Source organism: uncultured Sphingomonas sp., from assembly GCF_902806265.1.
GTDB lineage: Bacteria > Pseudomonadota > Alphaproteobacteria > Sphingomonadales > Sphingomonadaceae > Sphingomicrobium.
Genome location: NZ_CADCVZ010000033.1, coordinates 1 through 23,370, shown reverse-complemented (window position 1 = coordinate 23,370; position 23,370 = coordinate 1). Strand labels below are relative to the sequence as shown.

17 protein-coding genes, 1 tRNA gene and 1 pseudogene are annotated in these 23,370 nt (G+C 68.0%); 6 read left to right on the top strand and 13 right to left on the bottom strand.

The features are described 5' to 3' along the window. Positions 1–17: 17 nt before the first annotated feature. The gene (locus QZX62_RS07685; RefSeq protein ID WP_294173401.1) at positions 18–215 is read right to left on the bottom strand and encodes a DUF465 domain-containing protein; all 198 of its coding nucleotides are present in this window, start codon (positions 213–215) and stop codon (positions 18–20) included. 146 nt (positions 216–361) lie between these two features. Here QZX62_RS07685 and QZX62_RS07680 point away from each other — a divergent pair, with 146 nt between their 5' ends. Further along, positions 362–523: a YdcH family protein gene (locus QZX62_RS07680; RefSeq protein WP_294173399.1), complete on the top strand. Its 162-nt coding sequence runs from the start codon at positions 362–364 to the stop codon at positions 521–523. A 149-nt stretch (positions 524–672) separates the two neighbouring features. Here QZX62_RS07680 and dksA read toward each other — a convergent pair whose 3' ends face one another. Beyond that, on the bottom strand, positions 673–1,137 hold the full coding sequence (gene dksA, locus QZX62_RS07675) for an RNA polymerase-binding protein DksA (RefSeq protein WP_294173397.1): 465 nt from the start codon (positions 1,135–1,137) through the stop codon (positions 673–675). A gap of 279 nt (positions 1,138–1,416) precedes the next feature. On the opposite strand from dksA, the gene surE reads away from it, so the two are divergent. Beyond that, positions 1,417–2,187 (top strand): 5'/3'-nucleotidase SurE, encoded by a 771-nt coding sequence (gene surE, locus QZX62_RS07670; protein WP_294173396.1) that lies wholly within the window; start codon positions 1,417–1,419, stop codon positions 2,185–2,187. On the opposite strand, the gene QZX62_RS07665 is transcribed toward surE, so the two are convergent. Next, positions 2,135–2,998 carry an EAL domain-containing protein gene (locus QZX62_RS07665; protein WP_294173395.1) on the bottom strand — a complete coding sequence of 288 codons (864 nt, stop codon included), beginning with the start codon at positions 2,996–2,998 and terminating at the stop codon, positions 2,135–2,137. The two genes, surE and QZX62_RS07665, sit on opposite strands and share 53 nt — an antisense overlap. Positions 2,999–3,143: 145 nt before the next feature. Here QZX62_RS07665 and QZX62_RS07660 point away from each other — a divergent pair, with 145 nt between their 5' ends. Both QZX62_RS07660 and QZX62_RS07655 read left to right on the top strand, forming a co-directional pair. Next, positions 3,144–3,935 (top strand): NAD kinase, encoded by a 792-nt coding sequence (locus QZX62_RS07660; protein WP_294173421.1) that lies wholly within the window; start codon positions 3,144–3,146, stop codon positions 3,933–3,935. A 62-nt stretch (positions 3,936–3,997) separates the two neighbouring features. Next, positions 3,998–4,072: transfer RNA gene (locus QZX62_RS07655), tRNA-Asn, on the top strand. Positions 4,073–4,745: 673 nt separating this feature from the next. Here the strand turns inward: QZX62_RS07655 and putA are convergent. Both putA and secA read right to left on the bottom strand, forming a co-directional pair. Continuing rightward, a complete protein-coding gene (gene putA, locus QZX62_RS07650) occupies positions 4,746–7,832 on the bottom strand; it encodes a bifunctional proline dehydrogenase/L-glutamate gamma-semialdehyde dehydrogenase PutA (RefSeq protein ID WP_294173394.1) in 3,087 nt (1,028 codons plus the stop codon). A 47-nt stretch (positions 7,833–7,879) separates the two neighbouring features. Then, positions 7,880–10,615, bottom strand: coding sequence for a preprotein translocase subunit SecA (gene secA / locus QZX62_RS07645; RefSeq protein WP_294173393.1), 2,736 nt, complete (start codon positions 10,613–10,615; stop codon positions 7,880–7,882). 124 nt (positions 10,616–10,739) lie between these two features. Here secA and QZX62_RS07640 point away from each other — a divergent pair, with 124 nt between their 5' ends. Further along, positions 10,740–11,180, top strand: a complete 441-nt coding sequence (locus QZX62_RS07640; RefSeq protein WP_294173390.1) for a GFA family protein — start codon at positions 10,740–10,742, stop codon at positions 11,178–11,180. Here the strand turns inward: QZX62_RS07640 and trxA are convergent. Together trxA and addA are read right to left on the bottom strand one after the other, a co-directional pair. Further along, complete coding sequence (trxA, locus tag QZX62_RS07635) at positions 11,177–11,497, bottom strand: thioredoxin (RefSeq protein ID WP_294173388.1); 321 nt, start codon at positions 11,495–11,497, stop codon at positions 11,177–11,179. The genes QZX62_RS07640 and trxA overlap by 4 nt on opposite strands. 56 nt (positions 11,498–11,553) lie before the next feature. Next, complete coding sequence (gene addA / locus QZX62_RS07630; RefSeq protein ID WP_294173387.1) at positions 11,554–14,952, bottom strand: double-strand break repair helicase AddA; 3,399 nt, start codon at positions 14,950–14,952, stop codon at positions 11,554–11,556. 70 nt (positions 14,953–15,022) lie between these two features. Between addA and QZX62_RS07625 the strand changes: the two genes are divergently transcribed. Beyond that, positions 15,023–15,211, top strand: coding sequence for a hypothetical protein (locus tag QZX62_RS07625; RefSeq protein ID WP_294173384.1), 189 nt, complete (start codon positions 15,023–15,025; stop codon positions 15,209–15,211). On the opposite strand, the gene addB is transcribed toward QZX62_RS07625, so the two are convergent. The 6 genes and pseudogenes from addB to QZX62_RS07595 all read right to left on the bottom strand — a co-directional run. After that, entirely contained in the window at positions 15,212–18,175 is a 2,964-nt protein-coding gene (gene addB, locus QZX62_RS07620; protein ID WP_294173383.1) for a double-strand break repair protein AddB, read from the bottom strand. Further along, on the bottom strand, positions 18,120–18,884 hold the full coding sequence (locus QZX62_RS07615) for a nucleotidyltransferase family protein (protein WP_294173381.1): 765 nt from the start codon (positions 18,882–18,884) through the stop codon (positions 18,120–18,122). The genes addB and QZX62_RS07615 overlap by 56 nt, the downstream gene beginning before the upstream one ends. Continuing rightward, positions 18,881–19,867, bottom strand: coding sequence for a phosphotransferase (locus QZX62_RS07610; protein WP_294173419.1), 987 nt, complete (start codon positions 19,865–19,867; stop codon positions 18,881–18,883). Before QZX62_RS07610 ends, QZX62_RS07615 begins: the two co-directional genes overlap by 4 nt. Continuing rightward, complete coding sequence (gene tsaE, locus QZX62_RS07605; RefSeq protein WP_294173379.1) at positions 19,864–20,304, bottom strand: tRNA (adenosine(37)-N6)-threonylcarbamoyltransferase complex ATPase subunit type 1 TsaE; 441 nt, start codon at positions 20,302–20,304, stop codon at positions 19,864–19,866. The genes QZX62_RS07610 and tsaE overlap by 4 nt, the downstream gene beginning before the upstream one ends. After that, complete coding sequence (locus tag QZX62_RS07600; protein WP_294173376.1) at positions 20,301–22,673, bottom strand: PAS domain-containing sensor histidine kinase; 2,373 nt, start codon at positions 22,671–22,673, stop codon at positions 20,301–20,303. Before QZX62_RS07600 ends, tsaE begins: the two co-directional genes overlap by 4 nt. A gap of 95 nt (positions 22,674–22,768) precedes the next feature. Next, a pseudogene (locus tag QZX62_RS07595) lies at positions 22,769–23,370 on the bottom strand (TonB-dependent receptor); the annotation flags it as partial.

Below are 23,370 nucleotides of genomic sequence, written 5' to 3'. Positions count from 1 at the left end.
CCTGTCCCGATCCGGGATCAGGCGATGATGTCGGGGATGCAGCGATCCGCCACGATCGCGATCTCGTCGCGGAGCCGCAGCTTGCGCTTCTTCAGCCGGGCGATCTCCAGCTGGTCGGCCTGGGGATCGGCGCGCAACTGCTCGATTGACGCGTCGAGCCGGCGATGCTCCACCCGCAGCGCGGCCAATTGTCCGGAAGGCTCATCGTCGTTCATGCGGGTTCGCTCTACTCGATCGGCACGGCTGGGTCACGGCAGAGCGCGGACGCGGTTCGACGAGCCGATCTCTTCCCCCGCGACAAGGGTCGCAACTTGTGGTTCTATGGCGGGGTTGTCACCAGTCAGTAAAGGGTACGACACCGATGGAACAAGCACACGTCAACGCGCTCGCCTCCAAGCATGCTTCTCTCCAGTCCCAGATCGATGCCGAAGAGCGGCGCCCCCACCCCGACGATGTGCTTCTCCACCAGCTCAAGAAGGAAAAACTGCGCCTCAAGGACGAGATGCTGGGCCTAGTACACTAGGGTTCAAGGCTCCCTGCGAGCGGAGCTCGTGGGGAGCGAGCGCCCCGCAGGGCGAGCAGGGTCAGGGCTCGAGCAGCGCCTCGGTCGTCCGTCTGGGGCTACTTGACTGCGCCTTCCCCGTCCCGCTGCGCGGAACAGGGCGGATCAGATCAATCGTCGCGGCTGATCTTCTCGATACGCTCATGCCGCTCCTGCGACTCCAGCGTCATGGTTGCGATCGGGCGGGCCTCAAGCCGGCCGAGGCTGATCGGCTCGCCGGTTACCTCGCAGTAACCATATTCGCCCGCGTACAGGCGGCGAATGGCGGCGTCGATCTTGGCGATCAGCTTGCGCTGGCGGTCGCGGGTACGGAGCTCGATGCCCCAGTCGGTCTCGCTTGATGCGCGATCGGCGATGTCGGGCTCGCGAAACGAGTCGACCTGCAGCTGGGCCATGGTCGCCCGTGATTCTTCGACGATCGCTTCCTTCCAGTCCTTGAGCTTGCGCAGGAAATAGGCCCGGTGCTTGGCGCACATGAACTCCTCATGCTCCGCGGGCCGGTAGCCCGCGGCCAGCACCAGGCGATCGAATTGTTCGGGTTCCCCACCGTAGATATCTGCCAGAGCCGTGGCCATCGTCCCCTCCCTTCTGGCCGGGCGAGACAATTCCGCCCGAACCGAAGCACGACGCCGCCGCTGCGCCGAGCCACCGGTGCAGCCGGAAGCGAACACTAGACTTTACCGAGACTTAGCCCCGCCAAAGTCGGTCATCCCCACCGCGCCTATACTTGCCGCCAGCTTGTTGAACAAGCGCTGACTTGACGCCTCTGTGCCGGAAACGAACAGTCTGTTGCGCAAAAGGCGCAACCGGTCGCGCCTTGCCCGTTGGCGACGGCTCGGCCATGGCCAGTCCCCGTGCGCATCCTCCTTACCAACGACGACGGCGTCCATGCCACCGGCCTCCGGCTGCTGGAGGAGATCGCGCGGCGTTTGTCGGACGACCTGTGGATCGTCGCGCCCGCGGAGGAGCAGTCGGGGACTGGCCATTCGCTGACCCTCACCCGTCCGATCCGCTTGCGGCACTTGGGGGAGAAGCGATTCGCGGTGGCAGGCACGCCCACCGACAGCGTGCTGATGGCCTTGTTCCACGTCATGAAGGACCATCGCCCTGACGTGATCCTGTCGGGAATCAACCGCGGCGCCAACCTGGCCGAGGACGTCACCTACAGCGGCACGGTATCGGCCACCATGGAAGGCGCGCTCGCGGGCGTTCCGTCGATCGCGCTGAGCCAATCGTACAGCCGTGAAGGCCTCGGCGACAACGTACCCTTTGCCGCCGCCGAGGTCTGGGCGGAGCGCGTGCTCAAGCCGCTGCTGGAGGAGCCGATGGCTCCCGGCACGCTGGTCAACGTCAACTTCCCGGCAGTGCCCGCGGAGCAGGTCCAGGGGGTTCGCGTGGTCCGGCAGGGCATCCGCGACTATGGCCGCACCCAGATCATCCAGCGGACGGACCCGCGCGGCTACCCTTATTACTGGCTCGGCCTCGGTCCGATGGTGCAGACGCCCGGCCATTCAACCGATCTGGAAGCGGTGGCGGACGGCTATGTGTCGGTGACGCCGCTCCACCTCGACCTCACGCACGAACCATCGCTGGAGCAGCTGCGCGCGCGTTTCGCTCGGCCGTGAGCTCGACAAAGCGCAGCAACGCCGTTTCGTCCAGCGCGCCTGACCCCAGGAAGCCCTGGTAGACGTCGCATTGCCACTCAGTCAGCAGTGCCAGCTGGGCAAGCGTTTCTACCCCTTCCACCACTACCTGCAGATGGAGCTCCCGGGCCAGCGCGAGCAGGGCCTTGACCACGATCTGGTCGCGCGTCCCGCCGACCAGGTGCGCGATCAGCCCGCGATCGATCTTGAGCGTGTCGAGCGGCAAGCTAGTGAGATAGGCGAGGCTGGCGTAACCGGTCCCGAAGTCGTCCACCGCGATCTTGACCCCGGCGCTGCGCAGCGTGGCCAGACACCCGGCCGCCGCGTCCATATCCGCCAGCAGGGTCCCCTCGGTGATCTCCACCGTCACCCGGCGCGGCTCCAGCCCCGCGGCCGCGATCTCCCCGAGCAGCCAGTGCTCGTAGCCGGGCCGCACGAGATCGGCCGCAAGCAGGTTGATCGCCACCCGGAGTTGCCGAAGCGCGCCATCCCACCGGCCGACCGCGCGCAGTGCCTTGCGCTGCACCGCACGCGACAAGCGCTCGGCCAGCTGCGCCTCCGCAGCGCGGGCGAAGAGAGCTTCGGCCGACGGTGCCCCATCCCAGCGGGCGAGCGCCTCGACCGCCACGACCTCCCCCGTCACCACGTCGATCTGCGGCTGAAAGCGGATGTCGATTGCGTCGGCCGCAATGGCCTTGGCCAGGGCGCGATCGCGGCGTACCCGGGCAACTGGCTTGGGCCGCCGATCGGACGCACGTTTGCCGCCCCGCGGGGAAAGAAGCCAAAGTCGCATGCCTTGCTGTACCCGCCCCGGCACTTCGCGACAGCGCGCTTGCACCCCCTGCACCGCATCGGGACAGTGGCGCCCGGGTATCGCCGCGCCTATGCTCCTCGGGGCGGCTGAAGGAGAACGGATGAACAAGGAGGCGGCGGCGGCAATGGCGGAAGCGACCGATCTGGCCACGCACAGCATCGGCTTGCTTGCGTCCCATGGCCCGGCCGCGCAGGCCGCAGCCGCTCTGCTCCGCAGCCGCTACCGGTGGGCGGACGAGCGCGAGGCGGAGCTGCTGGTGGCGCTCGGCGGCGACGGGTTCATGCTCCATACGCTCCATCAGATGCTCGACGGGGGCGAGGTGCGGCCGGTGTTCGGCATGAACCGCGGCACCGTCGGCTTTCTGATGAACGACTGGCGGCTGGACTGCCTGGGGGAGCGTATCGCCACCGCCAAGGCGATCAGCGTGGCTCCGCTGACGATGCGGGCCGTCACCATCCGCGGGGACGAATGGACCCATGCGGCGATCAACGAAGTGTCGCTGCTGCGCGAGACGCGGCAGGCGGCCAAGATCGAGGTGCTGGTGAACGGCCGCGTCGCGCTTCCGGAACTGGTCGCCGACGGCGTGCTGGTAGCGACGCCCGCCGGATCGACCGCCTATAATTTCTCGGCGCGCGGGCCGATCCTGCCGCTGAACGCCAACATGCTTGCCCTCACGCCCATCGCGCCCTTCCGGCCGCGCCGCTGGTCGGGAGCGATCCTGCCCGACGACACCTGCATCCGCTTCCGGGTGCACGATCCGGAGGACCGGATGGTCTCGGCAGTCGCCGACCAGTTCGAGGTCCGCGACGTTGCCGAGGTCGAGATCAGCCTCGACCGCAGCCGCTCCATGACCCTGTTGTTCGACCCGGAGCACGCGCTTGACGAACGCATCGCCACCGAGCAGTTCGCGACCTGAAGCTACTTGCCATCCTGCAGCGCCTGCGCCATAGGCCCGCCCGTCACGTCCCTCGGGACTGCTCCCCGGTAGCTCAGCGGTAGAGCGTTCGACTGTTAATCGAATGGTCGCCTGTTCGAATCAGGCCCGGGGAGCCATTTCCTTCAGCGTTGTAGCTTCCGCGCAGCCATCGATTACGGCTGCATAGATGATGTCTGCTTTCGATCCTTAGCGAAAATGCGAGCCTTTAGGTATAACTGGCGAGGCGGCTGTGCAAAGCGTGTCCGTCTCCCAACCGGTTGATAGATAATCATGCACCACCGCGTTGCTCAGGTCGTGAAAACGATGCTGGAACTGCGCAGTGATACGCTCGCGGCCGCCGGGCCGCCCCTCAAGATCGAAGCTGCAGACGGCCACGGACCGGCTACTAGTCTCGTATGCACAGCGGGCTCCGTACACAACGTAGTCCGGAAAGGCATATTCCGGCTCATCCGGATTATCCGGATCGCTCGATCCAGGGATCGGAACCCCTTCCGGCTCCCTACAAGCAGATCGGATGTCAGCCGCGGTTGGAAGTGCACAAGCCGGTATCAAGGCTCCGCTCTCCACTCGCGATTGAGCAGAGCCTGGACGCGGATGAAGGTGCTCGAGGACGAAGCGCATCCCGCAGTCCCGGACAACCAAGGACGCAGCCGACGACTTGGCTGGCTGTACCGGGGCTGATCCGCAAGAAGCGGCACTCAGCGTCAGCAGAAGCAAACCACACCGCAAATCACGCCGATAAGCTACGCGATTGGAGTCAATTTCCCACCCAAGCAGACGTTCAAACGCTCAAAGCTCCGCCATCAGCGTCGCATTCCCACCCGCAGCGGTCGTATCGATGCACGTCACGCGCTCGGTTGCAAAACGGTCGATGTAGTGCGGGCCGCCGGCCTTGGGTCCCGTCCCCGATAGTCCCTCGCCGCCGAACGGCTGGCTTTCCACCACCGCGCCAATCTGGTTGCGGTTGACGTAGAAGTTGCCGACCTGTGCGTGCTGCTCGACATAGTCGCGGACGGTATCAATGCGGCTCTGGAGGCCCAGGGTCAGGCCGTAGCCGACCGCGTTGATGTCGGCGATCACCCGGTCGAGCTGATCTCCGGCGAAGCGGATCACGTGCAGGATCGGGCCGAAATGCTCCTTGTTGAGCTGCGCGATCGAGCCGATCTCGTACATCGCGGGCGCTACGAAGCTGCCGTGTGCGGTTTCGTTCGGCAGCACCAGCCCCTCGATCCGCCGGGCGGCCCGATCGAGCTCGCCCACATGCTCCTCGAGCAAGCGCTTGGCATCCTCGTCGATCACCGGGCCGAGGTCGGTCGCTAGATCACGCGGGTCACCGATCTTCAGCGTCCGCATCGCGCCGGCGATCATCGCGATCATGCCGTCCGCGACATCCTCCTGCACGAACAGCACGCGCAGGGCCGAACAACGCTGGCCCGCGCTCTGGAAGGCGGAGGCGACCACGTCGCGGGTGACCTGCTCGGGCAGGGCCGAGCTGTCGACGATCATCGCGTTCTGCCCGCCCGTTTCGGCGATCAGCGGGATGATCTTGCCCGGCCGGTCGGCGATCGTGCGATTGATGATGCGGGCCACGTCGGTCGAGCCGGTAAAAGCGACGCCGGCGGTCAGCGGATGCTCGACCAGCGCCGCGCCGACCCGGCCGTCGCCGGGGGCGAGCTGGACCACGTCCTGCGGCACGCCTGCCTGGTGCATCAGCGCGATAGCGAAGGCGCCGATCAGCGGCGTCTGCTCGGCCGGCTTGGCGATGGCCGTACTGCCCGCCGCCAGCGCCGCCGCGACCGGACCGATGAAGATCGCCAGCGGGAAATTCCACGGGCTGATGCAGGTCCAGCAGCCGCGGCCGTGCAGCCGCAACTCGTTGTGCTCGCCGGTCGGCCCCGGCAGCTTCTTGGGCGCAGTAAATTTGGCGCGCGCTTCGGTCGCGTAGAAGCGCAGAAAGTCGACCGCTTCGCGCACCTCCAGGATTGCGTCGGGCAGCGTCTTGCCGCCCTCGCGGATGCACAGGGAGAAGAATAGCTCCTGGTTCTGCTCGAACAGGTCGGCTGTGCGGTCGAGCAGGCGCGCCCGCTCCTCGCCCCGGCGTGCGTCCCACCTCTGCTGCGCCGCGTGGCCGGCGCGAACCATGCGATCGATCTCTTGCGGGGAAGCCTCGACTACCGTCCCGACCTGCAGGCGCCGGTCGTACGGGGAGCGAAGGACCTGCGGCTGCCCCGCACCGCCGTTGCTCGGCGCCGCGGTCCAGCTGCGGCCTTCCAGCATCCGCAACCGCGCCAGCAGCGGCTCGCGCACGCTCGGGTCCGTAAGATCGACGCCCACGCTATTGCGGCGGTTGGTGCCGAAGATATCCCGCGGCAGTGGGATCTTGGGATTGCGCCTGGGCTCCAGCGCTTCGAGCTGCTCGACCGGATCGCGGGTCAGCTCGTCGAGCCCGACCTCCACGTCGGCAATGCGGTTGACGAAGCTCGAATTGGCGCCGTTCTCCAGCAGGCGCCGAACGAGATAGGCCAGCAGCTCCTTATGGCTGCCGACCGGCGCGTAGATGCGCACCGGAGTCTGCGGCTCGCCCAGCTCGCGCTCGAGCCGGTTCAGCCCCTCGTAGAGGCCGTCGCCCATACCGTGCAGCCGCTGGAACTCGAACGGCGTGCGGCCCGCCATCGCTTTAATCGCGCCGATGCTGGTCGCGTTGTGGGTGGCGAAGGCGGCATGGATGCAGTCGCTCGCGGCGAGCAGTTTCTTGGCGCAGGCGAGATAGGACACGTCGGTCGCGACCTTGCGGGTGAACACCGGATAGTCGTCGTAGCCGCCGACCTGGCTGACCTTGACCTCGCTGTCCCAGTAGGCGCCCTTGACCAGCCGGATCATCAGGGTGCGGCCGTGCGCGCGGGCAAGGTCGATCACCCAGTCGGTGACCGGCACCGCGCGCTTGGCGTAAGCCTGCAGCGCCATGCCGAAACCGGTCCAGCCGTTCTTGAACAGGCTGTCGTCGACGACCAGCGCTTCGAGCAGGTCCATCTGCAGCTCGAGCCGGTCGGACTCCTCCGCATCGATGGTGAGGTGCACGTTCGCGGCGCTGGCCGTGGCGGCGAGCTCGCGCAGGATCGGGAGGATGTGCGCCTTGGCCTCCTCGGCGCGGAACACGTCGTAGCGCGGGTGCAGCGCGGACAGCTTTACCGAAATGCCGGGCGAGCGGATCACCCCGCCTTCGGCTTCTTCTGCGATCCGTTTCAGTGCCGAGCGGTACGCCTCCGCGTAGCGCGCCGCATCTTCCATCGTCTTCGCCGCCTCGCCGAGCATGTCGAAGCTGTGGCTGAGGCCCCGCTTGCGCTCGGGCGCGGCGTTCTTCAGCGCCTCGTCGATGTCGCGGCCGAACACGAACTGGCCGCCCAGGATCTTCATCGCCTGGCCGACCGCGGTGCGGATCACCGGTTCGCCCAGCCGCCCGACCGCGCGGCCGAGCGCCGCCTTCCAATTGCCCGAACGGTCGTGTGCGCCGTCCAGCACCTTGCCGGTCAGCAGCAGCGAGAAGGTCGCGGCGTTGACGAAGGGCGAACTGCTGTCGCCGAGCTTCTCGGCCCAGTCCGGACCGGACAGCTTGTCGTGGATCAGCTCGTCGGCCGTGCGCGCGTCGGGGATACGGAGCAGCGCCTCGGCCAGGCACATCAGTGCCACGCCTTCCTCCGACCCGAGATCGTAGGCATGGAGGAACGCGTCCAGCCCCGCCGGCCGCTGCGCCCGGACGCTTTCGACCAGGGTGCGGGCGATCGCCTGCGCTTCGGCCTGCTGGCCAGCGGGCAGCCGCGCCTCCGCCAAGCGCCGCTCGATCAACCCATTCTCTTCCGCTCGATAGTCGGCGCGCACGGCGGTCCGGTCGATCGGATGCGGAGGCCCGGCGTCCGCCGGGAGGGCTAAGCCAGCTGCCCGTGGCAATGCTTGAACTTCTTGCCGGAGCCGCACGGGCACGGCGCGTTGCGGCTGACCTGCTCGGCGACCACGCCGTCGGGCAGCGCGGGCATGTCGGGCCGCGGGATGTTCATGGCGTCGTCGGGGTGCGGCGGTCGCACCAGACCACGCGCGGCGGCGTCGAGGTCGTAGGTGTCGTCCTCGCCCGACAGCGGATCGAGGTGCTGGGTTAGGAAGGCCGGCAGTTCGGGCAGCGGCGGCTCCTCGAACTGCACCTGCGCGCGGCTGAGCATCCGCGTCACATCCTCGCGGATCGCGATCAGCAACCGCTCGAACAGCAGGAAGGCCTCCTGCTTATACTCGTCGATCGGCTTCTTCTGCGCATAGGAACGCAGGTGAATGACCGCGCGCAGCGCGTCGAGGGTCGCCAGGTGCTCCTTCCAATGGTGGTCCAGCGTCTGGATCAGGAAACTCTTCTCGATCTCCTGCCAGCGCTCCGGCTCCAGCTCGGCGATCTTGGCCGCCATCGCCTCGTCCGACAGCTGCTGCACCCGCTCGACTATCAGGTCCTGCTCGACCTCGTCTTCCTTGAGCCAATCCTCGACCGGCGGCTGCAGGCCGAGCACCTCGTCCAGGCTTTCCTTCAACCCTTCCACGTCCCATTGCTCCGGGTAGGTGCCGGGCGGGCAGTGCGCCGCGATCAGGCTCGCGACCGTCTCCGCGCGCATCTCGACGACCACGTCGGAGATGTCGGCCGAGTCCATGATCTCCGCCCGTTGCTCGTAGATGACCTTGCGCTGGTCGTTCATCACGTCGTCGAACTCGACCACCTGCTTGCGGATGTCGTAGTTGCGCGCCTCGACCTTCTTCTGCGCGGTTTCGATCGCCTTGCTGATCCAGGGGGAGACGATCGCCTCGCCGTCCTCCAGGTTCTTGTTCATCAGCCGCGCGAACGCAGTCTGCGGCCCGAAGATGCGGAGGAGGTCGTCGTCCAAGCTGAGATAGAAGCGCGACAGGCCCGGGTCGCCCTGGCGCCCCGAACGGCCGCGCAACTGATTGTCGATGCGCCGGCTCTCGTGCCGCTCTGTGCCAAGCACGAACAGGCCGCCCGCCGCCAGCACCTGCTGCCGTTCCGCTTCGATTTCGTCACGGATGCGCTCGATGGCGGCGTCGCGCTCGGCACCCTCGGGCACCTCCCTGAGCTCGTCCTCGACCCGGAAGTCGAGATTGCCGCCCAGTTTGATGTCGGTCCCGCGGCCGGCCATGTTGGTCGCGATGGTCACCGCCCCGAGCCGCCCCGCCTGGGCCACGATATGCGCCTCGCTTTCGTGGAAGCGGGCGTTCAGCACGGAGTGGCGAACGCCTTCCGCCTGGAAATACTCGCTGAGCATCTCCGACTTCTCGATCGACACGGTGCCGACCAGCACCGGCTGGCCGATGTCCTGCCGCTTCCTGATCTCCTTCGCGATCGCCGCGAACTTGTCGGTGATGTTCTTGTAGAACTCGTCGTCCTCGTCCTGGCGCTGCACGGCCACGTTGGTCGGGATGGTGACGACATTCATCTTGTAGATGTCGAAGAATTCGGGCGCCTCGGTGGCGGCAGTGCCGGTCATGCCCGACAGCTTCGGGTACATGCGGAAATAATTCTGGAAGGTGATGGAGGCGAGCGTCTGGTTCTCGGGCTCGATGTTGACGCCTTCCTTGGCCTCGACCGCCTGGTGCAGGCCGTCGGACCAGCGGCGCCCGTCCATCATGCGCCCGGTGAACTCGTCGATGATGACGACCTTGCCGTCCTTGACGATGTAGTCGATGTCCTTGCGGAACAGCACGTTCGCCTTGAGCGCCTGATTAAGGTGGTGAACCACCTGCGTATTGGCGATGTCGTAGAGGTTCTGGCCCTCGATCAGGCCGGCCTCCTCCAGCATCCGCTCGGCCTTTTCCGTGCCGTCCTCGGTCAGCACGACGCTCTTCTGCTTTTCGTCCTTCTCGTAGTCGCTCGCCCCGAACTGCTTCACGATCGCGTCGACCAGCAGGTACAGCTCCGACTTGTCGTCGGTCGGGCCGGAGATGATCAGCGGGGTGCGCGCTTCGTCGATCAGGATCGAGTCCACCTCGTCGACGATGGCGTAGGCGAACGGCCGCTGGACCATCTGCTCGCGCGAGTATTTCATGTTGTCGCGGAGGTAGTCGAAACCGAGCTCATTGTTGGTCGCGTAGGTGATGTCGCAGCCATAGGCTTCCCGCCGCTGATCTTCGACCAGGTTCGGCACGATCACCCCGACGCTGAGGCCGAGAAAGTTGTAGATCTGCCCCATCCACTCAGCGTCGCGCTTGGCGAGGTAGTCGTTGACGGTGACCACGTGGACGCCCTTGCCGGGCAGCGCGTTGAGGTAGGTCGCGAGCGTCGCCACCAGCGTCTTGCCCTCGCCCGTGCGCATCTCCGCGATCTCGCCGCGGTGGAGGGCGATGCCGCCGATCAGCTGCACGTCGTAGTGACGCTGGCCGAGCGTCCGCTGAGCCGCCTCGCGGACGGTCGCGAACGCTTCGGGCAGCAGTTCGTCCAGCCTTGCGCCATTCTCCAGCCGCTGGCGGAAGATCCGCGTTTGGTTCTGCAGCTCCTCGTCAGTCAGGGCCGCCACCGTCGGCTCGAACCCGTTCACCGCATCGACGATCTTGCCGAGCGAGCGCACGTAACGGTCGTTGGATGAGCCGAAGATGGACTTGGCTAGGCCAGCGAACATGCGAATTCCTTGATGGTGCGCGGACAGGTGAAAAGGCGCCCGCGCACGAGCGTTTGTATGTGTTGCGATGTAGGAGTGGGGCCCTTTCTAGTCAATTAAGCGACTGGTCTGCTAAAGCCGTCCCATGACGCGAACGGGCGGGTGCCTTTGCGGCCGGGTGCGGTTCAGGCTAGCGGGCGAACCGTTCGATGCCGGCTGGTGCCATTGCCGAACCTGCCAGCGCAACAGCGGCTCGCCGGCGATGGCGTTCGCAAGTGTCGAAGATGGCGACTGGGTAGTTACGGCGGGTGCCGAAAGCATCGGCACCGTCCAATCCAGCAGCTTCGGCCATCGCGCTTTCTGTGCAGAGTGCGGAACTCCGCTCTACATGCGGGTCGACCACCAGCCGGAAACCGTCGACTTCAGCATCGCGACGCTCGACAACCCCGCAGCGGTGAAGCCAGGCTTTCACATCTTCTGGGGGAGCCGCCTGCCGTGGTTTCCGGCGGACGAGCTGCCGACATTCGAGCGGTTCAGGCCGAACACGCGGGGACTCGCCGGGCGCGAGCCCCCGAACGGGTCCTAGAGCTGCCCTTCCAGCCATTGCTGAATCTGGCTGCGCGGCGCCGCGCCGACCTTCTGCGCGACCGGCTGGCCGCCCTTGAACAGCAGCATCGCCGGGATGCCGCGGATGCCGTAGCGGCCCGGTGTGTCCGGGTTCTCGTCGATGTTGAGCTTGGCCACCGTAACCTTGTCGCCCAGCGCCCCGCTGATCTCCTCCAATGCCGGCGCGATCATCCGGCACGGACCGCACCATTCCGCCCAAAAGTCGACGAGCACGGGCTTGTCGGCGTTCAATACATCAGTGGCGAAGTTCTGGTCGGTGACTGTCTTGGTCGGCATTATGCGGACTCCTGAAGCAAGGTTCATGGTCGATATGGTGGGCGCGCCGGCCCGCCTCAACCGGTAAGGTCGATCAGCCGCGGGCCGGCTGTATAAAGCAATGCCGTGCGGATGGGTCGACCGGGGAAGATTACGGCCAGCGCTTCGGCGTAAGCGTCCATCTGGCGCCGATGATGCTGAGGGACCTCCGCCACGCTTCGGGGCACCTGACGCCCTGTCTTGAAGTCGACGACCCGCACCTCCTCCGCATCCACCAGCAGCCGGTCCACCGTTCCCGCAACCACCCGCCCGTCGGGAAGGGTGGCCGCAACGGGGGCTTCGGCCAACGAACCGGGCGCGAACAACGGAGCGTAGGCCTCATCGCCGATGATCGAGCAGGCTGCGCGCGCCAGTTCCTCCCGCGTCCCCACGTGGCCCACGCCGGCCGACTGCTCCAGCCAATGCAGTGCCGCGTCGTGCCGCAACTCCGGGACGACGCCGGGCAGGCGCTCGAACAAGGCATGGAGCAGCACGCCGCGGCGAGCGGCTGCGCGCAGCTCGGGACCGGGCGGCGGAGCGGCATCGGCGTCCTCCGCGATCTGCGAGGGCGCCAGCGGCCGCGGCGGGCGGGCTTCAACCGGAGCAGGGCGGAGCAGCCACCCGGGCAGCTCCAGTGAGGGCAGGTGGTCCTTCGCCTTGACCAAGCGGGCAGCTCCGCGCGCGCCCCCGCCAATGTAGCGCAGAACTTCACCGTCCCACGCGGCGCCGCGGCCTTCCATCGCGGCCTGCACCCGGGCATGCCAACTGTCCGGCCTGATCCCGCGGCTAGGGAGCACCCCGGCGACCACCAGCCGCTCCTTGGCTCGGGTCAGCGCGACGTAGAGCAGCCGCCAATGCTCCTCGAGGTCGCGCGTCTTCGCTTCCCCGACGATCGTCGCGTAGGGCTCGTCCATCTCGGCCTTGCGCGGACGGAGCACGGGAGCGCTGCCGGCTTCGCCGAAGGGCATGGCGATCGGGCTGTTCTTCTCACCGAGGTTGGCGGGATCGACCGTGGCGTCCGCCAGGATCACGACCGGCGCCTCCAGGCCCTTGGCGCCATGCACGGTCATGACCCGCACCGCGTTGGCCGGCGCGGAAGGGTCGCGCTTGATCTCCACCTCGCCGTTGCCGAACCAGTGGAGGAACCGGTCGAGCGAGGCGATCTCCGATCGTTCGAACTCGATGGCGGCTGCCACCAATTCGTCGATCGGGTCGCGCGCGGCGGCGCCGAGCCGCTCCAGCAGTTTGCGGCGGCCGCCCATCGGTCCTGATAGGATCGTCTCCAGGTAGCGCGCAGGGGTGGTGAAGTCCGCAATGCGCAGCAGCTCCCCGAGCACGTCGCGTGCCTGGGCAAGATGGCCGCCCTCCCCGGCTCGCTGCCGCAGCTCGGCCCACAGCGATCCGACCCGGCCATGCGCCAGATCGTAGAGCTGGTCCTGGTCCCAGCCGAGCAGCGGCGAGACCAGCAGGTTGGCAAGGTTGAGATCGTCCAAGGGTTGCGCGCCGAAGGCCACGGCCGCCATCAGGTCCTTGACCGCGAGCGGCGAGGACAGGTGCAATCGATCGATGCCGGCCACCGGCACGCCTTCCGCGAACAGCCGGGCGACCAGAAGGGACGCCAGCTCGCCGCGGCTGCGGACCAGGATCAGGACGTCACCCGCTGTCAGCGCCCGCCCGGTGGAGGCGAGCACCGGGGCCTCGCGCAGCCAGCCCTTGGTCGTGCGCGCCAGCTCTCCCGCGAAGCGCCGCACCGGCTCCGTCAGCCAGCCTTCCTCGTCCTCGTCCTCGCTCCCTTCGCCGTTCTCCGGTGCATGGGGCCGCCACAGCTCGACCGAACCCGGGCGGTCCGCAGCGAACGCGCGGTGGAGCTCCGGCCGGTCGGGCAGCCCCATCTGCTCGGGCCCGACTTCGGCGATCACCGCATCGACCACGTCCAGCACCGCCTGCGACGAGCGGAAGCTCTGCCCGATGGACAGGTCGCGGAACGGCCGAACGACGACCTCCTCGTTGTGCCGGGCAGCGTCCTCCAGCGCCGCGACCCGCTCGCGGATCCGGCCGCGCGCACGCTCGAACTCGCGCGGATCGGTGCCCTGAAAACCATAGATCGCCTGCTTGAAGTCGCCCACGGTGAACAGGGTGCGGTGGTGCCCCCGCGCCCCTTCCCCGCTGAAGAACTCCTCGGTTAGCGCCTCGACGATCGCCCACTGGTCGGCGTTGGTGTCCTGCGCCTCGTCGACCAGCAAGTGGTCGGTGCGCTGATCGAGCTTGTAGCGGACCCACTCGCCCATACCGGGCGTCGCCAGCAGCGTGCGGGTCCAGCGGATGAGGTCGTCGAAGTCCGCCACCCCCGTCGAGCGCTTGGCCCGGGTGTAGGCGTCCGCAAACGTTGCCCCGGCCCGCAGCCCGGCCGCCTGGACCGCGACCAGCTCGGCCTTGCGCTGCAGGCTGAGCAGCTCGGCCACTTCCTCCGCGAGGCGGTCGCAATGGTCCTGCGCGTCCGGCGCGGCCTTGAGCAGCCCGGCCTGAAGCTTGCGCCGCTCGCCGCCTTGCGTGAACACGACCTGCGCGAGCCGGTCCAGCGCCCGGCACCGCTCGTGCGGCGCAAGCTGGAGCCAGGCCTCGAGGTCGTCCGCGAAGCCGTGCCCCGTCTTGGTGTTCCACTCGCGGTGGCCTTGGACGATCGCGCCCAGCAACGCGCAGTCCAAACTGTCGTCATGGCAGCGCGCCGCCAGCAGTTCGTCGATCGAGCCCTCGGGAAGGCCCAGGAGGCTCCGCAGCCCGGACTCGATCTGATCCGGCCTGGCGAGCACGGTCATGGCCTCCGGGTGGCGCGCGCAGTTCAGCAGGTAGCGCTCGGCATCGCGCTCGCCCAATCGCCGGCTCAAGGCCTGAACGTCGGCGATCAACTGCTCATCCCCGCGCGCTTCCGCTTCGGCGATCAGCGTCGCCAGCGTGCGCCGGGCGAGCAGCTGTTCTTCCCGCCCTTCGATCGGCCGGAAGCCTGGCGTGATCCCCGCTTCCGCCGGAAAGGCCGCGAGCAACGCTTGCGCGAAGCTGTGGATGGTCTGGATCCGCAAACCACCCGGCGCGTCGAGCACCTCCGCGAACAGGCGTCGGGCGCGTTCCAGCATCGGCGAGCTATTGTCCTCGCCCAACGCGAACAGCTCCTTGCGGAGCTCGGCACCCGGCAGCCGCACCCACCGCGCGAGCCGATCGCCGATGCGGTTGGCCATCTCGGCCGCGCCCGCCTTGGTGAAGGTCAGGCAGAGGATCGTCTCCGGCTTCGCCCCGCCCAGCAGCAAGCGCATGACCCGTGCGGTCAGCACCTGGGTCTTGCCGGTGCCGGCGCTCGCCGAGAGAGCGGCATGGATAGCCGGGTCGGCCGCCCGGGCCTGGTCGGGCTGGAGTGCCTTCAGCGGCTGCAGGCGGGGCGACATGCGCGAGCCATAACGCTTCCGTTGTCCGACGCCATGCGTTTATGGCCGCACGAAGTTACGAGGATCAACTATGAGCGAAAACGACAAGCCGACGGACGTCGAGCCGACGGAAGCCAAGCCGACGGAGGCCAAGCCGACGGAGGCCAAGGACAAAGCCAAGGGCCGGAACTTCAAGGCCGGGATGGGCGTCGGCATCGGCTCGGCGGCAATCGTCGCTGCAGTGCTTTACGCCCGCTCGGGCAAGCCGAGAAAGAAGTAGTCACTCGCGCCCGTACCATTCCTCCAGGCGCATAAGCTGATCATAGTCGCCGTAGGGCGCATAGGCCGGGTGGAGCTTGGCGGTGAACGGCTCGGCGCCGCGCAGGTAGCGCTCGGCCAAGGCGGCGAACTCGCGCTCGGCATAAGCCAGGAAATCGTCGGCCCCGCTCTTGCCGTCCATTCGGCTGCGCTTGCCGAAGCGGTCGCGGTCCTTGGCCAGCGACCAATATTCGTGCGCCCCCGGCAGCCCGGCGATCTTCCCGAACCCGCCCGCACGTGCGACCAGCCCGAGCAGGCCCAGCTGCAGCGCGTAACCCGCATCAACCGCCTTGGCGGACGGAGCCTTGCCAGTCTTGTAGTCGACGATCCCCAGCCGTCCGTCCCCTAAGCGATCAAGCCGGTCGGACTTGCCGTGTAGCACAATTCCAGCAATCTCCGCCTCACCACTAGTTTCCGCCGCCAGCGGCTTGCGCCCGTCGGCCTGATCCTTGCGGACCTCCTCCGCCACCCAGTCGATCGCCTCCAGCAGCCGCGGTTGCCACAGCGCACGCAGCATCGGGTGGATCGCTTCGTCCGCCAGCAGGGCGCGGGCGCGCGGGAGCAGCTTGTCGGGATCGCAGTCGTCCTGCGACAGCCATTCCTCCAGCACCTTGTGCACCGCGCTGCCCTTCCACGCAGCGGTGTGGTCGGCATCGACCGGCTCCAACGCGCGGAGGCGCAGCATCGCTTGCGCATAGAAGGCGAACGGGTCCGCCTTGAGCCGGTCGACCGCGGTCACCGCAATGCGCTTGGGCCGGTCCTCTGGCGGCGGCGCGGGCGCGGGGCGATCGACCGGGTGCTGCGCAGCGGGCGTGTCGAGCGCAGCGGTCAGGCGCTCCAGCCGGACGTCCCGCGCCAGGCCACCGGTCATCGCCTGCAGCCGCAACAGCAGGCGGGACGCAACCGTCGGCGAACGGCTGTCCCGCCGGGCGCGGGTGATCACCACCTCAGGCGCGCCGAGCAGGCTGGCGAAATCGTGCGACGCAAGGCCGACGCGGTAGTCGAGGCCGGGCAGCCCCAGGTTCGCACGGATCTTGGGCGCCAGCCACGGGTCGGGCTGCGACGATGCCGGCCAGACGCCCTCGTTCATCCCGCCGAGCACCACCAGATCGGCATGCTGCAGCCGGGCTTCGAGCAGGCCGAGGATCTGAATGCGCGGGTGGCCGCCGTAGGGTGGGCGGACGGCCTGCCCGTCGAGCAGCTGGCGGAGCAGCGGAACGGCGTCCTCCGGCGCCAGCTGGAAGTTCGCAGCCCCTTCGCCCGTCTCCAGCTGGCTCAGCAGCTCGGCCGCGGCGCGCCCGTCCGGCCCGCTCCACGCGCTCTTCCCGGCGATGTCGCCGACCATCTCGCGCAGGTCCCCGGCGAAGCGTTCGAGCGAAACCGGCCGGAGCAGCGCGCCATCCACTTTCTCGAGGCATGGCCGCACGTGCCGCCAGGCGTCGCCGCGGCCGCGGGTCCCGCGCTCGCGGTCCTTGGCAGCGCAATGGGCGTCGATCCCGGCCAGCCCCTCCGGCGGCCGCGGCCCGCGCAGCGCGAGGTCGAGCATGCGCCCGGCCTCCAGCCAGACCTGCCGGTCCTGCCCGGTGCCTGCCAGCGGATGCTTGACCAGCGCCAGGGTCGCCGCCGGGGCAAGCCGTTCCGCTGCCGCCGCCACGATGCCCAACAGCAGGGTTCCGAACGCCGTCTGGCTGAGCGGCTTGCCCGCGGAATCATCGACCGCGATGTCCCATCGGGCGAGCAAGGCCGAGACCCGCGTCGCCAGGACCCGGTCCGGCGTCACCAGCGCCGCCGTCCGCCCCGGGGTCTCCAGCGCCTCCCGTAAAGCAATGGCGATCGCCTGGGCTTCCGACGCGGGCTCGGGGAGTTCGGCATAGCGCACTCCGGTCAGGCGTCGCTCGGGCGCTGGCAGGTCCGCCCACCGGTCGGTGAAGCGCGCGCTCTTGGTGGCGTGGGCCACCGCGCGGCTGCGGACTGCGGGAGCGGCCGCACGCCCGCCGCGCCGCCACGGCTCAACCTCTTTGCGGTTGACCCCCATCCGGTCGAGCAGCCGCTTGAGGTGGAACTGCGGATGAGTCTCGTCGCGCCGTCCGGTGTCCGGGTCCGGCCCGAGCGCGTCCCATTCCTCCGCGTTCATGCGGTCGGGGCCATTAAGCGCGGGCAGGATGACGGCGCCCTGCGGCAGCCGCGCGACCCGGGCCAGCAGCTCCGCCACTGCCGGAGCCGACGTCGTGATTCCCGCGGCGATCGTGAAGCCGGGAGGCGGTGCCTCCGCCCACCGCCTGGCCATGCCGCGCAGCAGCCGGTTGCGGCGTTCGGCGAGGTCGATGCGACCCAGTCGCGCAAGCTCGGCCGGCCAGGCCTGCAGCAGCGCGGCCAGCCGATCGAGCGAGACCTGCCAATGGATTGCCAGCTCCGGCGCATCCGCCACCGCTTCGGCCAGGCCTGAGGGCTTGATCTCCTCGACCAGCAGCGCGTCCAGCGTGCGAGCGAGGTCCGCGGCCAGGCGGAAGCTTTCGGCGGCCGTCACGTCCATCTGCCGCCGAAGCAGCCCCGCAAGCGCCACCAGCCGCTGTAGCGGCTCGACCGCGGGCGGCACCGGGTGCACGGTTCCGGCCGGGTCAAGCGCTTCGCCGATGCGCTCGTCGAGCTCCGGATCGCCGACCGCGATCAGCCGCGGCAGCAGCAGTCCGCTACCGCTCGCACGGACGAACGCCTCGGTCACCGTTCGCACTGCGCGATTGTTGGGCAACAGAATGCGCCCGCGCGCCAGCGCCAGCGGGTCGCGGCCGTGCTGCGCGATCAGCCGCACGGCCAGTGCGTCCGCGAAGCTATGGTGCGCGGGAATGGTGAAGACCGTCGGCCGCACGGCCTCAGGCAAGGCTGAGCGCCTGCTCGGTATCGCGGATGGCCGGCGGGGTACCGACATCGAACCACAGGCCCGGGTGAACCACGCCGAAGCAGCGCTTTTCGGCGATGGCGCGATCCCAAAGCAGGTTGGTGGAGAACGGCCCGTCGGGCGCTCCGTCCAGCATCCGCTTGGCCACCATCTGGATGCCGGTGAACACGAACGGCGCAACCTTGGCTTTGGTCCGGCGTCGCAGTCGACCGGTCGGGTCCATGTGGAAGTCGCCTTGGCCCCGGTGGTTGCCCGCCCGCGCCTGCGGCACCAGCAGCAGCAGGCAGTCCATCCGCTCGCCATCCCAATGGGAGGCGAGCAGCTTCAGCGTGTCGGTCGCACCGTCGACCCACAAATTGTCGCTGTTGACCGCCAGGAAGGGATCGCAATCGATCAGCGGCAGCGCCTGCTTGAGGCCCCCTCCCGTTTCGAGCAGCAGCTCGCGCTCGTCGGAGATGGCGACCTCCAGATCGGCTGCATGGCATCGCAAATGGGCTTCAAGCGCGTCCGCGAGGTAGTGGACGTTGACGACGACCCGCTCCACCCCCGCCGCTCGTAGCCGGTCCAGGACATGGTCGAGCAGGGCCTTGCCGGCCACTTCCACCAGCGGCTTGGGCCGGGTAGCGGTGAGCGGGCGCATGCGCTTGCCGAGGCCGGCGGCCATGACCATCGCCGTGCGCGGAACGGCCGCTTCAATCTCGGGCCGGAGCCGAAGGGTGCGGCAGACGGTCGCGTTCATGCCGCCGCCGCCCAAGGCTCGCAGCGATAAGCGGCGGGCACATTGCGATCGAACCAGCTCCGCACCGGCTCCAGTCCGGGCTGCGCCAGATCGCGCTCCAGCAGGCCCCACATGCGCGGCTGGAACTGGCGGTACTGCGGTTTGCCGTCGCGCTTCCAGAGCCGGGTGAACACGCCCAGGATGCGGGTGTTGCGCTGGGCCGCGAGCGTCCAATAGGCGCGCTCGAAGCCGGTCGGAGCGCCCGCTGCGGCCATGTAGCGGTCGAGCATCGCCCGTTCGATTTCCGGCGACACGTCGCGACGGGCGTCCTCCAGCACCGAGCACAGGTCGTAGGCTGGATGGCCTGCCAACGCATCCTGAAAGTCCAGCAATCCCAGGTGACCGACCCCGCCCCGGTCACCGATCAGCATGATGTTCTCGGCATGGTAGTCGCGCAGCACGGTCACGGGTCCGAGCCCGTCTTCGGCGACGGGCACGAGCACTTGCTCCCAGGCCGCCCGGTAGCCCTCCTCATCGACCCCGAGGCCGACCGTCGGGCAATACCACTGGGTGAACAGCCTCAGCTCCTCCAGCCACTGGTCCAGCCCATGCGGCGGGAGGCCGGGCATCGGTGCACGGGAATGGAGGTGCACCAGCACGTCCGTCGCCAATTCGTACAGCTGGCGCTCGCGCTCCGGAGCCGCATCCACCGTCTCCCGGAGGCGGTCCGAGCCCAGGTCCGACAGCAGCAGCAAACCCCGCTCGAGATCCTGCGCGAGGATCTCCGGCGCGGACAGGCCCGCCCCGCCGAGCCATTCGGCCACCGCGACGAACGGCCGCGGATCTTCGTGCGGCGGCGGCGCGTCCATCAGCACCGCCCGGCGCTCACCGTCCTGAACCCGGAAGTAGCGGCGAAAGCTCGCATCCCCAGCCAGCGGAGCGATCGCCGCTCCGGCCCAGCCGTGCGCGGCCAGGAACTCGGGCGCGTGCGCCGGCGGGATCATCGGGGAAGCGGCCATCGCCCTTTCCATGCCGCGGGGACTTGCCCTGTCAACCCGCGAGCGCCGTCGGGCGCGAACTGGAGGAACAAGCGCAGCGCCTGTGGCCATGCCGCCGCACCCGCCCGCTCGGGCCATTCCACCAGCAACGCGCCCTCCGTCAGCACCTCGTCCAACCCGAGCTCTTCGAGCTCCGAGGCGTCCTCCAGCCGGTACAGGTCGCAGTGCCAGATCGGCAGCGGCAGCTCGTCGTAGGGCTGAACGATCGCAAAGGTCGGGCTGGGCACTTCGCCGGCATGCCCCGCCCCACGCAGGATGGCCCGCGCCAGCGCCGTCTTGCCAACCCCAAGCGGCCCGGAGAGCGCCACCACATCGCCCGGCCGCAACACGGCTGCCAGCTGATGACCCGCCCGCTCCGTCTCGGCTTCGTCCTTCAAGATCATGCCGGCTTGCGCGGGAGCGTGAAGATGATGGTCGTGCCCTGCCCTGCGTCCGATTGCAGTTCCACCGTGCCGCCATGCGCTTCGACGAACTGACGCGCGAGCGGCAGGCCCAGTCCCAGCGCCGCCTCACCGCGGCGTCCTCCGGCCCGATAGAAGCGGTCGAACACCCGCGCCTGGTCCTCGCGCGCGATACCGGCGCCGGTGTCGATCACCCGGATCTGAGCAATGCCGTCCTCGCCCCGGCAATGCAGGGTTACGCTGCCCTTGTCGGTATAGGCGATCGCATTGCGCAGGACATGCTCCAGGCTTTCGCGCAGCCGCCGCGCGTCGCCGATCACCACGCCCGTGCTGGGGTCGATGTTGGTCTGCAGCTGAAGCCGCTTGTCGCGCGCCGGCTCCACCATCCGCTCGGCCACGCTCCGCACCAATCCGGCAAGATCGATCCGTTCGTGCTCAATGGTGACCGCGCGCTTCTCGCCCTGCGTGAGGTCGAGCACGTCGTCGATGAGCTTGGACAAGCGCGCAACCGACTCCAGGATCGCCGACACATAATCCGCCGCAGCGGGCGCCAGCTTGCCGGCGTAGCCCGCCGCCAGCATCTCGGCGAAGCCGCCGATGGAGGTAAGCGGGGTGCGCAGCTCGTAAGACATGTTGGCGACGAAATCGGTGCGGACCCGATCGACCTCCTCCAAGGCCGTGGTACGTTCGCGTAAGGCATGCTCGATCCGGGTGGAGTCGGTCACGTCGACCATAGTGAACAGCGCGTTGCCGTCGGGCAGCGGCACCGCCGCAAATTCGAAATGGCTACCGTCCACCATCGACAGGCGCCCGCTGCCCTGTCGCCGCTCGGTGGTCGCTGCCCGCACCAGTTCGCGCAGCTGCGCCGCAGCGGTCGGGTTGACCAGACGCCGGGCCATCGCCGGCACCAGCTCGTCCACGCGCGGGTGCTCGCCCAGCCAGTTCTCGTCCAGGTCCCAGAAGCTGCAGAAGCGGCGGTTCCACAAGTACAGGCGCCCATCCGCCGCGAACACGCTAATGCCTTCGAACAGATTATCGAAGGTCGCGGTTCGGACCCGCAGCAGCGTGTCGCGCGCGCTGGAAAGCCGCACCTGCTCCGTGCGATCCTCCAAGATCAAACGCAGCCCGCCATCCGGTAGCGGCTGTGCCAGGACGCGCAGATGGTCGCCGTTGGCGAGGATCCATTCCTCCTCCACGGCCTCCTCGGGCGAGATGAACCAGTCGCGGCGCTCCGCCTTCCATTGCGGGAAGTCGCGTGCCTCGGGTAGCCGTCCATTGTCCCGCATGCGCTCGAGCACCCGATCGAACTCGGGCTTCTCGTTCAGCCACTCGGGGTCGAGCTGCGCCATGATGGCGAACGGCTGGTTGTAGAACGAGAGCGTCCGGTCCGCGTCAAATTGGACCGAGCCAGCAGTCATCCGGTCGGCCAGCTCACGCTGGCTCTCGATTTGGCGGGCCAGCTCGAACCGCGTGTCCTCGAGTTCCTGAATATCGATGGCGAACCCGGCGACCGCCCCCGATTGCAGCGGCACGTCGACGATGCGCAGCATGCGCCGTCCGCCCCCGATCGTCGCAGGCTGCGTCCGCGAGTAAGGCTCGCCGCTGTCAACGGCCCGGCGGCTCCCCGCCTTGGCGCTCTCCGTTCCCGAACTGTCGATCAGTTCGCTACCGTTGGCGATCACCTCCTCCGCATCGCCTCCTTCGACCGCCGCTACAAAGGCGCTGTTGACGCGCCGCAACGCCAGATCGGGGCCACGGTACCACATCGGGAAGGGCGCTGCCTCGATCAGCTGCGTCAGGTTGCCCAGCGCCGTTTCCGTTCGCGCGAGCTGCTCGGTGACCGCGGCCTTGTCGGCCTCTGCACCGCTGGTGTCGAAGAGCCACAACAACATCGTTCCCGCAGGCGCCGGCGGGGGCGCAGGGGCGCCGCGCACTTCAAGCACGCGCGTCGAACCGGCGATCCCGACGGATTGCTCGATGCGGTCGCCGGACAATGCCGCTGCGCTCAACCGATCGGACAAGCTGGCAAGATCATCCTGCTCCAGCCCGCGACCGCCAGTAGCAAGGTCCTCGATCCTTGCCGGAACGTGCTCCAGGCCAAGCTCGCGCACCAATCGGTTGTCGGTCTCGATCGTGCCGTCGGCATGCACCAGTACGGGACGCGCAGGTCCCGCAGCAAGGAGCGCGGACAGAGATTGGGCCGCCCCGAGGAGGGCGTTGGCCCGCCGCATTCGCCGCGCCGCGAGTACCGACAGGGCAACGCCCAGCACGATCCACAACCCGGCGAGGCCGAGCGCCAAAAGCGCCGCGCCGGAAGAACCGCCGGTGAGTTCAGTTACGCCCACCCCCATGATCGGCGACCTTAGTGCTCGCCCCGGTAATGCAAAGCCAAAAAGAACAGGCCCCGCTCGTGCCCAGCCCCTGCCAGTAATTCTTGGACAGGTCGTTAGCGGCCGCTGCCGAGCCTCACCCGCGCGCCGGCGAAGAAGAAACGCCCAACCGCCGGCACCGGATAGCTGGTGGTGCCGATCTCCTGCTTCTGCTTGAAGACGTCGTTGACGCCGCCATAGAATTCGAAATTCTCGCCCACGTCTACCTTGGCGTATATGTCGTGCTTCCAGCGCGCCTTGGCGTAGGTGTACTCGCCAAGAATGTCCGGATTGTTCTCGACCTCCTGGTTTGTGAAGCCGCCACGGATGGTTTTGGAGAAGTAACCCAAGCCGTAGTTGACGGTAAATTGATTGATCTTCCAGGTTAGATCGCTGTTTACCGTATACTTGGGAGCGAAGGCTTCTTGCCGGCTGTCAGTGATCGGCGCCCCAGGGGTCCCGATAAATTCAAGCCGCTCCAGGTAATTGCCAATGACGTTCAGCGTGAACGTGCCCGCCCGGCCAGCGCGGAGGCGGTAGCTAAGGTTCACGTCCAGGCCGGCTGTGCGGAACTGGGCGACGTTCTCCGGCCCAACGTTGAAGCCGGTGATCAGGCCTGCCTGCTCCCCGCCGTTCTGACGGATGATCAAATCGCAGAACAGGTTGTCGATAGTCGGCT

What these genes read in the sequence shown, in the direction of transcription:
- QZX62_RS07685 (WP_294173401.1), bottom strand. Translation starts at nt 215, where the DNA reads ATGAACGACGATGAGCCTTCCGGACAATTGGCCGCGCTGCGGGTGGAG.
- QZX62_RS07680 (WP_294173399.1), top strand. Translation starts at nt 362, where the DNA reads ATGGAACAAGCACACGTCAACGCGCTCGCCTCCAAGCATGCTTCTCTC.
- dksA (WP_294173397.1), bottom strand. Translation starts at nt 1,137, where the DNA reads ATGGCCACGGCTCTGGCAGATATCTACGGTGGGGAACCCGAACAATTC.
- trxA (WP_294173388.1), bottom strand. Translation starts at nt 11,497, where the DNA reads ATGCCGACCAAGACAGTCACCGACCAGAACTTCGCCACTGATGTATTG.
- secA (WP_294173393.1), bottom strand. Translation starts at nt 10,615, where the DNA reads ATGTTCGCTGGCCTAGCCAAGTCCATCTTCGGCTCATCCAACGACCGT.
- QZX62_RS07610 (WP_294173419.1), bottom strand. Translation starts at nt 19,867, where the DNA reads ATGATCCCGCCGGCGCACGCGCCCGAGTTCCTGGCCGCGCACGGCTGG.
- addB (WP_294173383.1), bottom strand. Translation starts at nt 18,175, where the DNA reads ATGTCGGTACCCCGCCGGCCATCCGCGATACCGAGCAGGCGCTCAGCC.
- QZX62_RS07660 (WP_294173421.1), top strand. Translation starts at nt 3,144, where the DNA reads ATGGCGGAAGCGACCGATCTGGCCACGCACAGCATCGGCTTGCTTGCG.
- QZX62_RS07665 (WP_294173395.1), bottom strand. Translation starts at nt 2,998, where the DNA reads ATGCGACTTTGGCTTCTTTCCCCGCGGGGCGGCAAACGTGCGTCCGAT.
- QZX62_RS07615 (WP_294173381.1), bottom strand. Translation starts at nt 18,884, where the DNA reads ATGAACGCGACCGTCTGCCGCACCCTTCGGCTCCGGCCCGAGATTGAA.
- tsaE (WP_294173379.1), bottom strand. Translation starts at nt 20,304, where the DNA reads ATGATCTTGAAGGACGAAGCCGAGACGGAGCGGGCGGGTCATCAGCTG.
- addA (WP_294173387.1), bottom strand. Translation starts at nt 14,952, where the DNA reads ATGTCGCCCCGCCTGCAGCCGCTGAAGGCACTCCAGCCCGACCAGGCC.
- QZX62_RS07640 (WP_294173390.1), top strand. Translation starts at nt 10,740, where the DNA reads ATGACGCGAACGGGCGGGTGCCTTTGCGGCCGGGTGCGGTTCAGGCTA.
- QZX62_RS07600 (WP_294173376.1), bottom strand. Translation starts at nt 22,673, where the DNA reads ATGGGGGTGGGCGTAACTGAACTCACCGGCGGTTCTTCCGGCGCGGCG.
- QZX62_RS07625 (WP_294173384.1), top strand. Translation starts at nt 15,023, where the DNA reads ATGAGCGAAAACGACAAGCCGACGGACGTCGAGCCGACGGAAGCCAAG.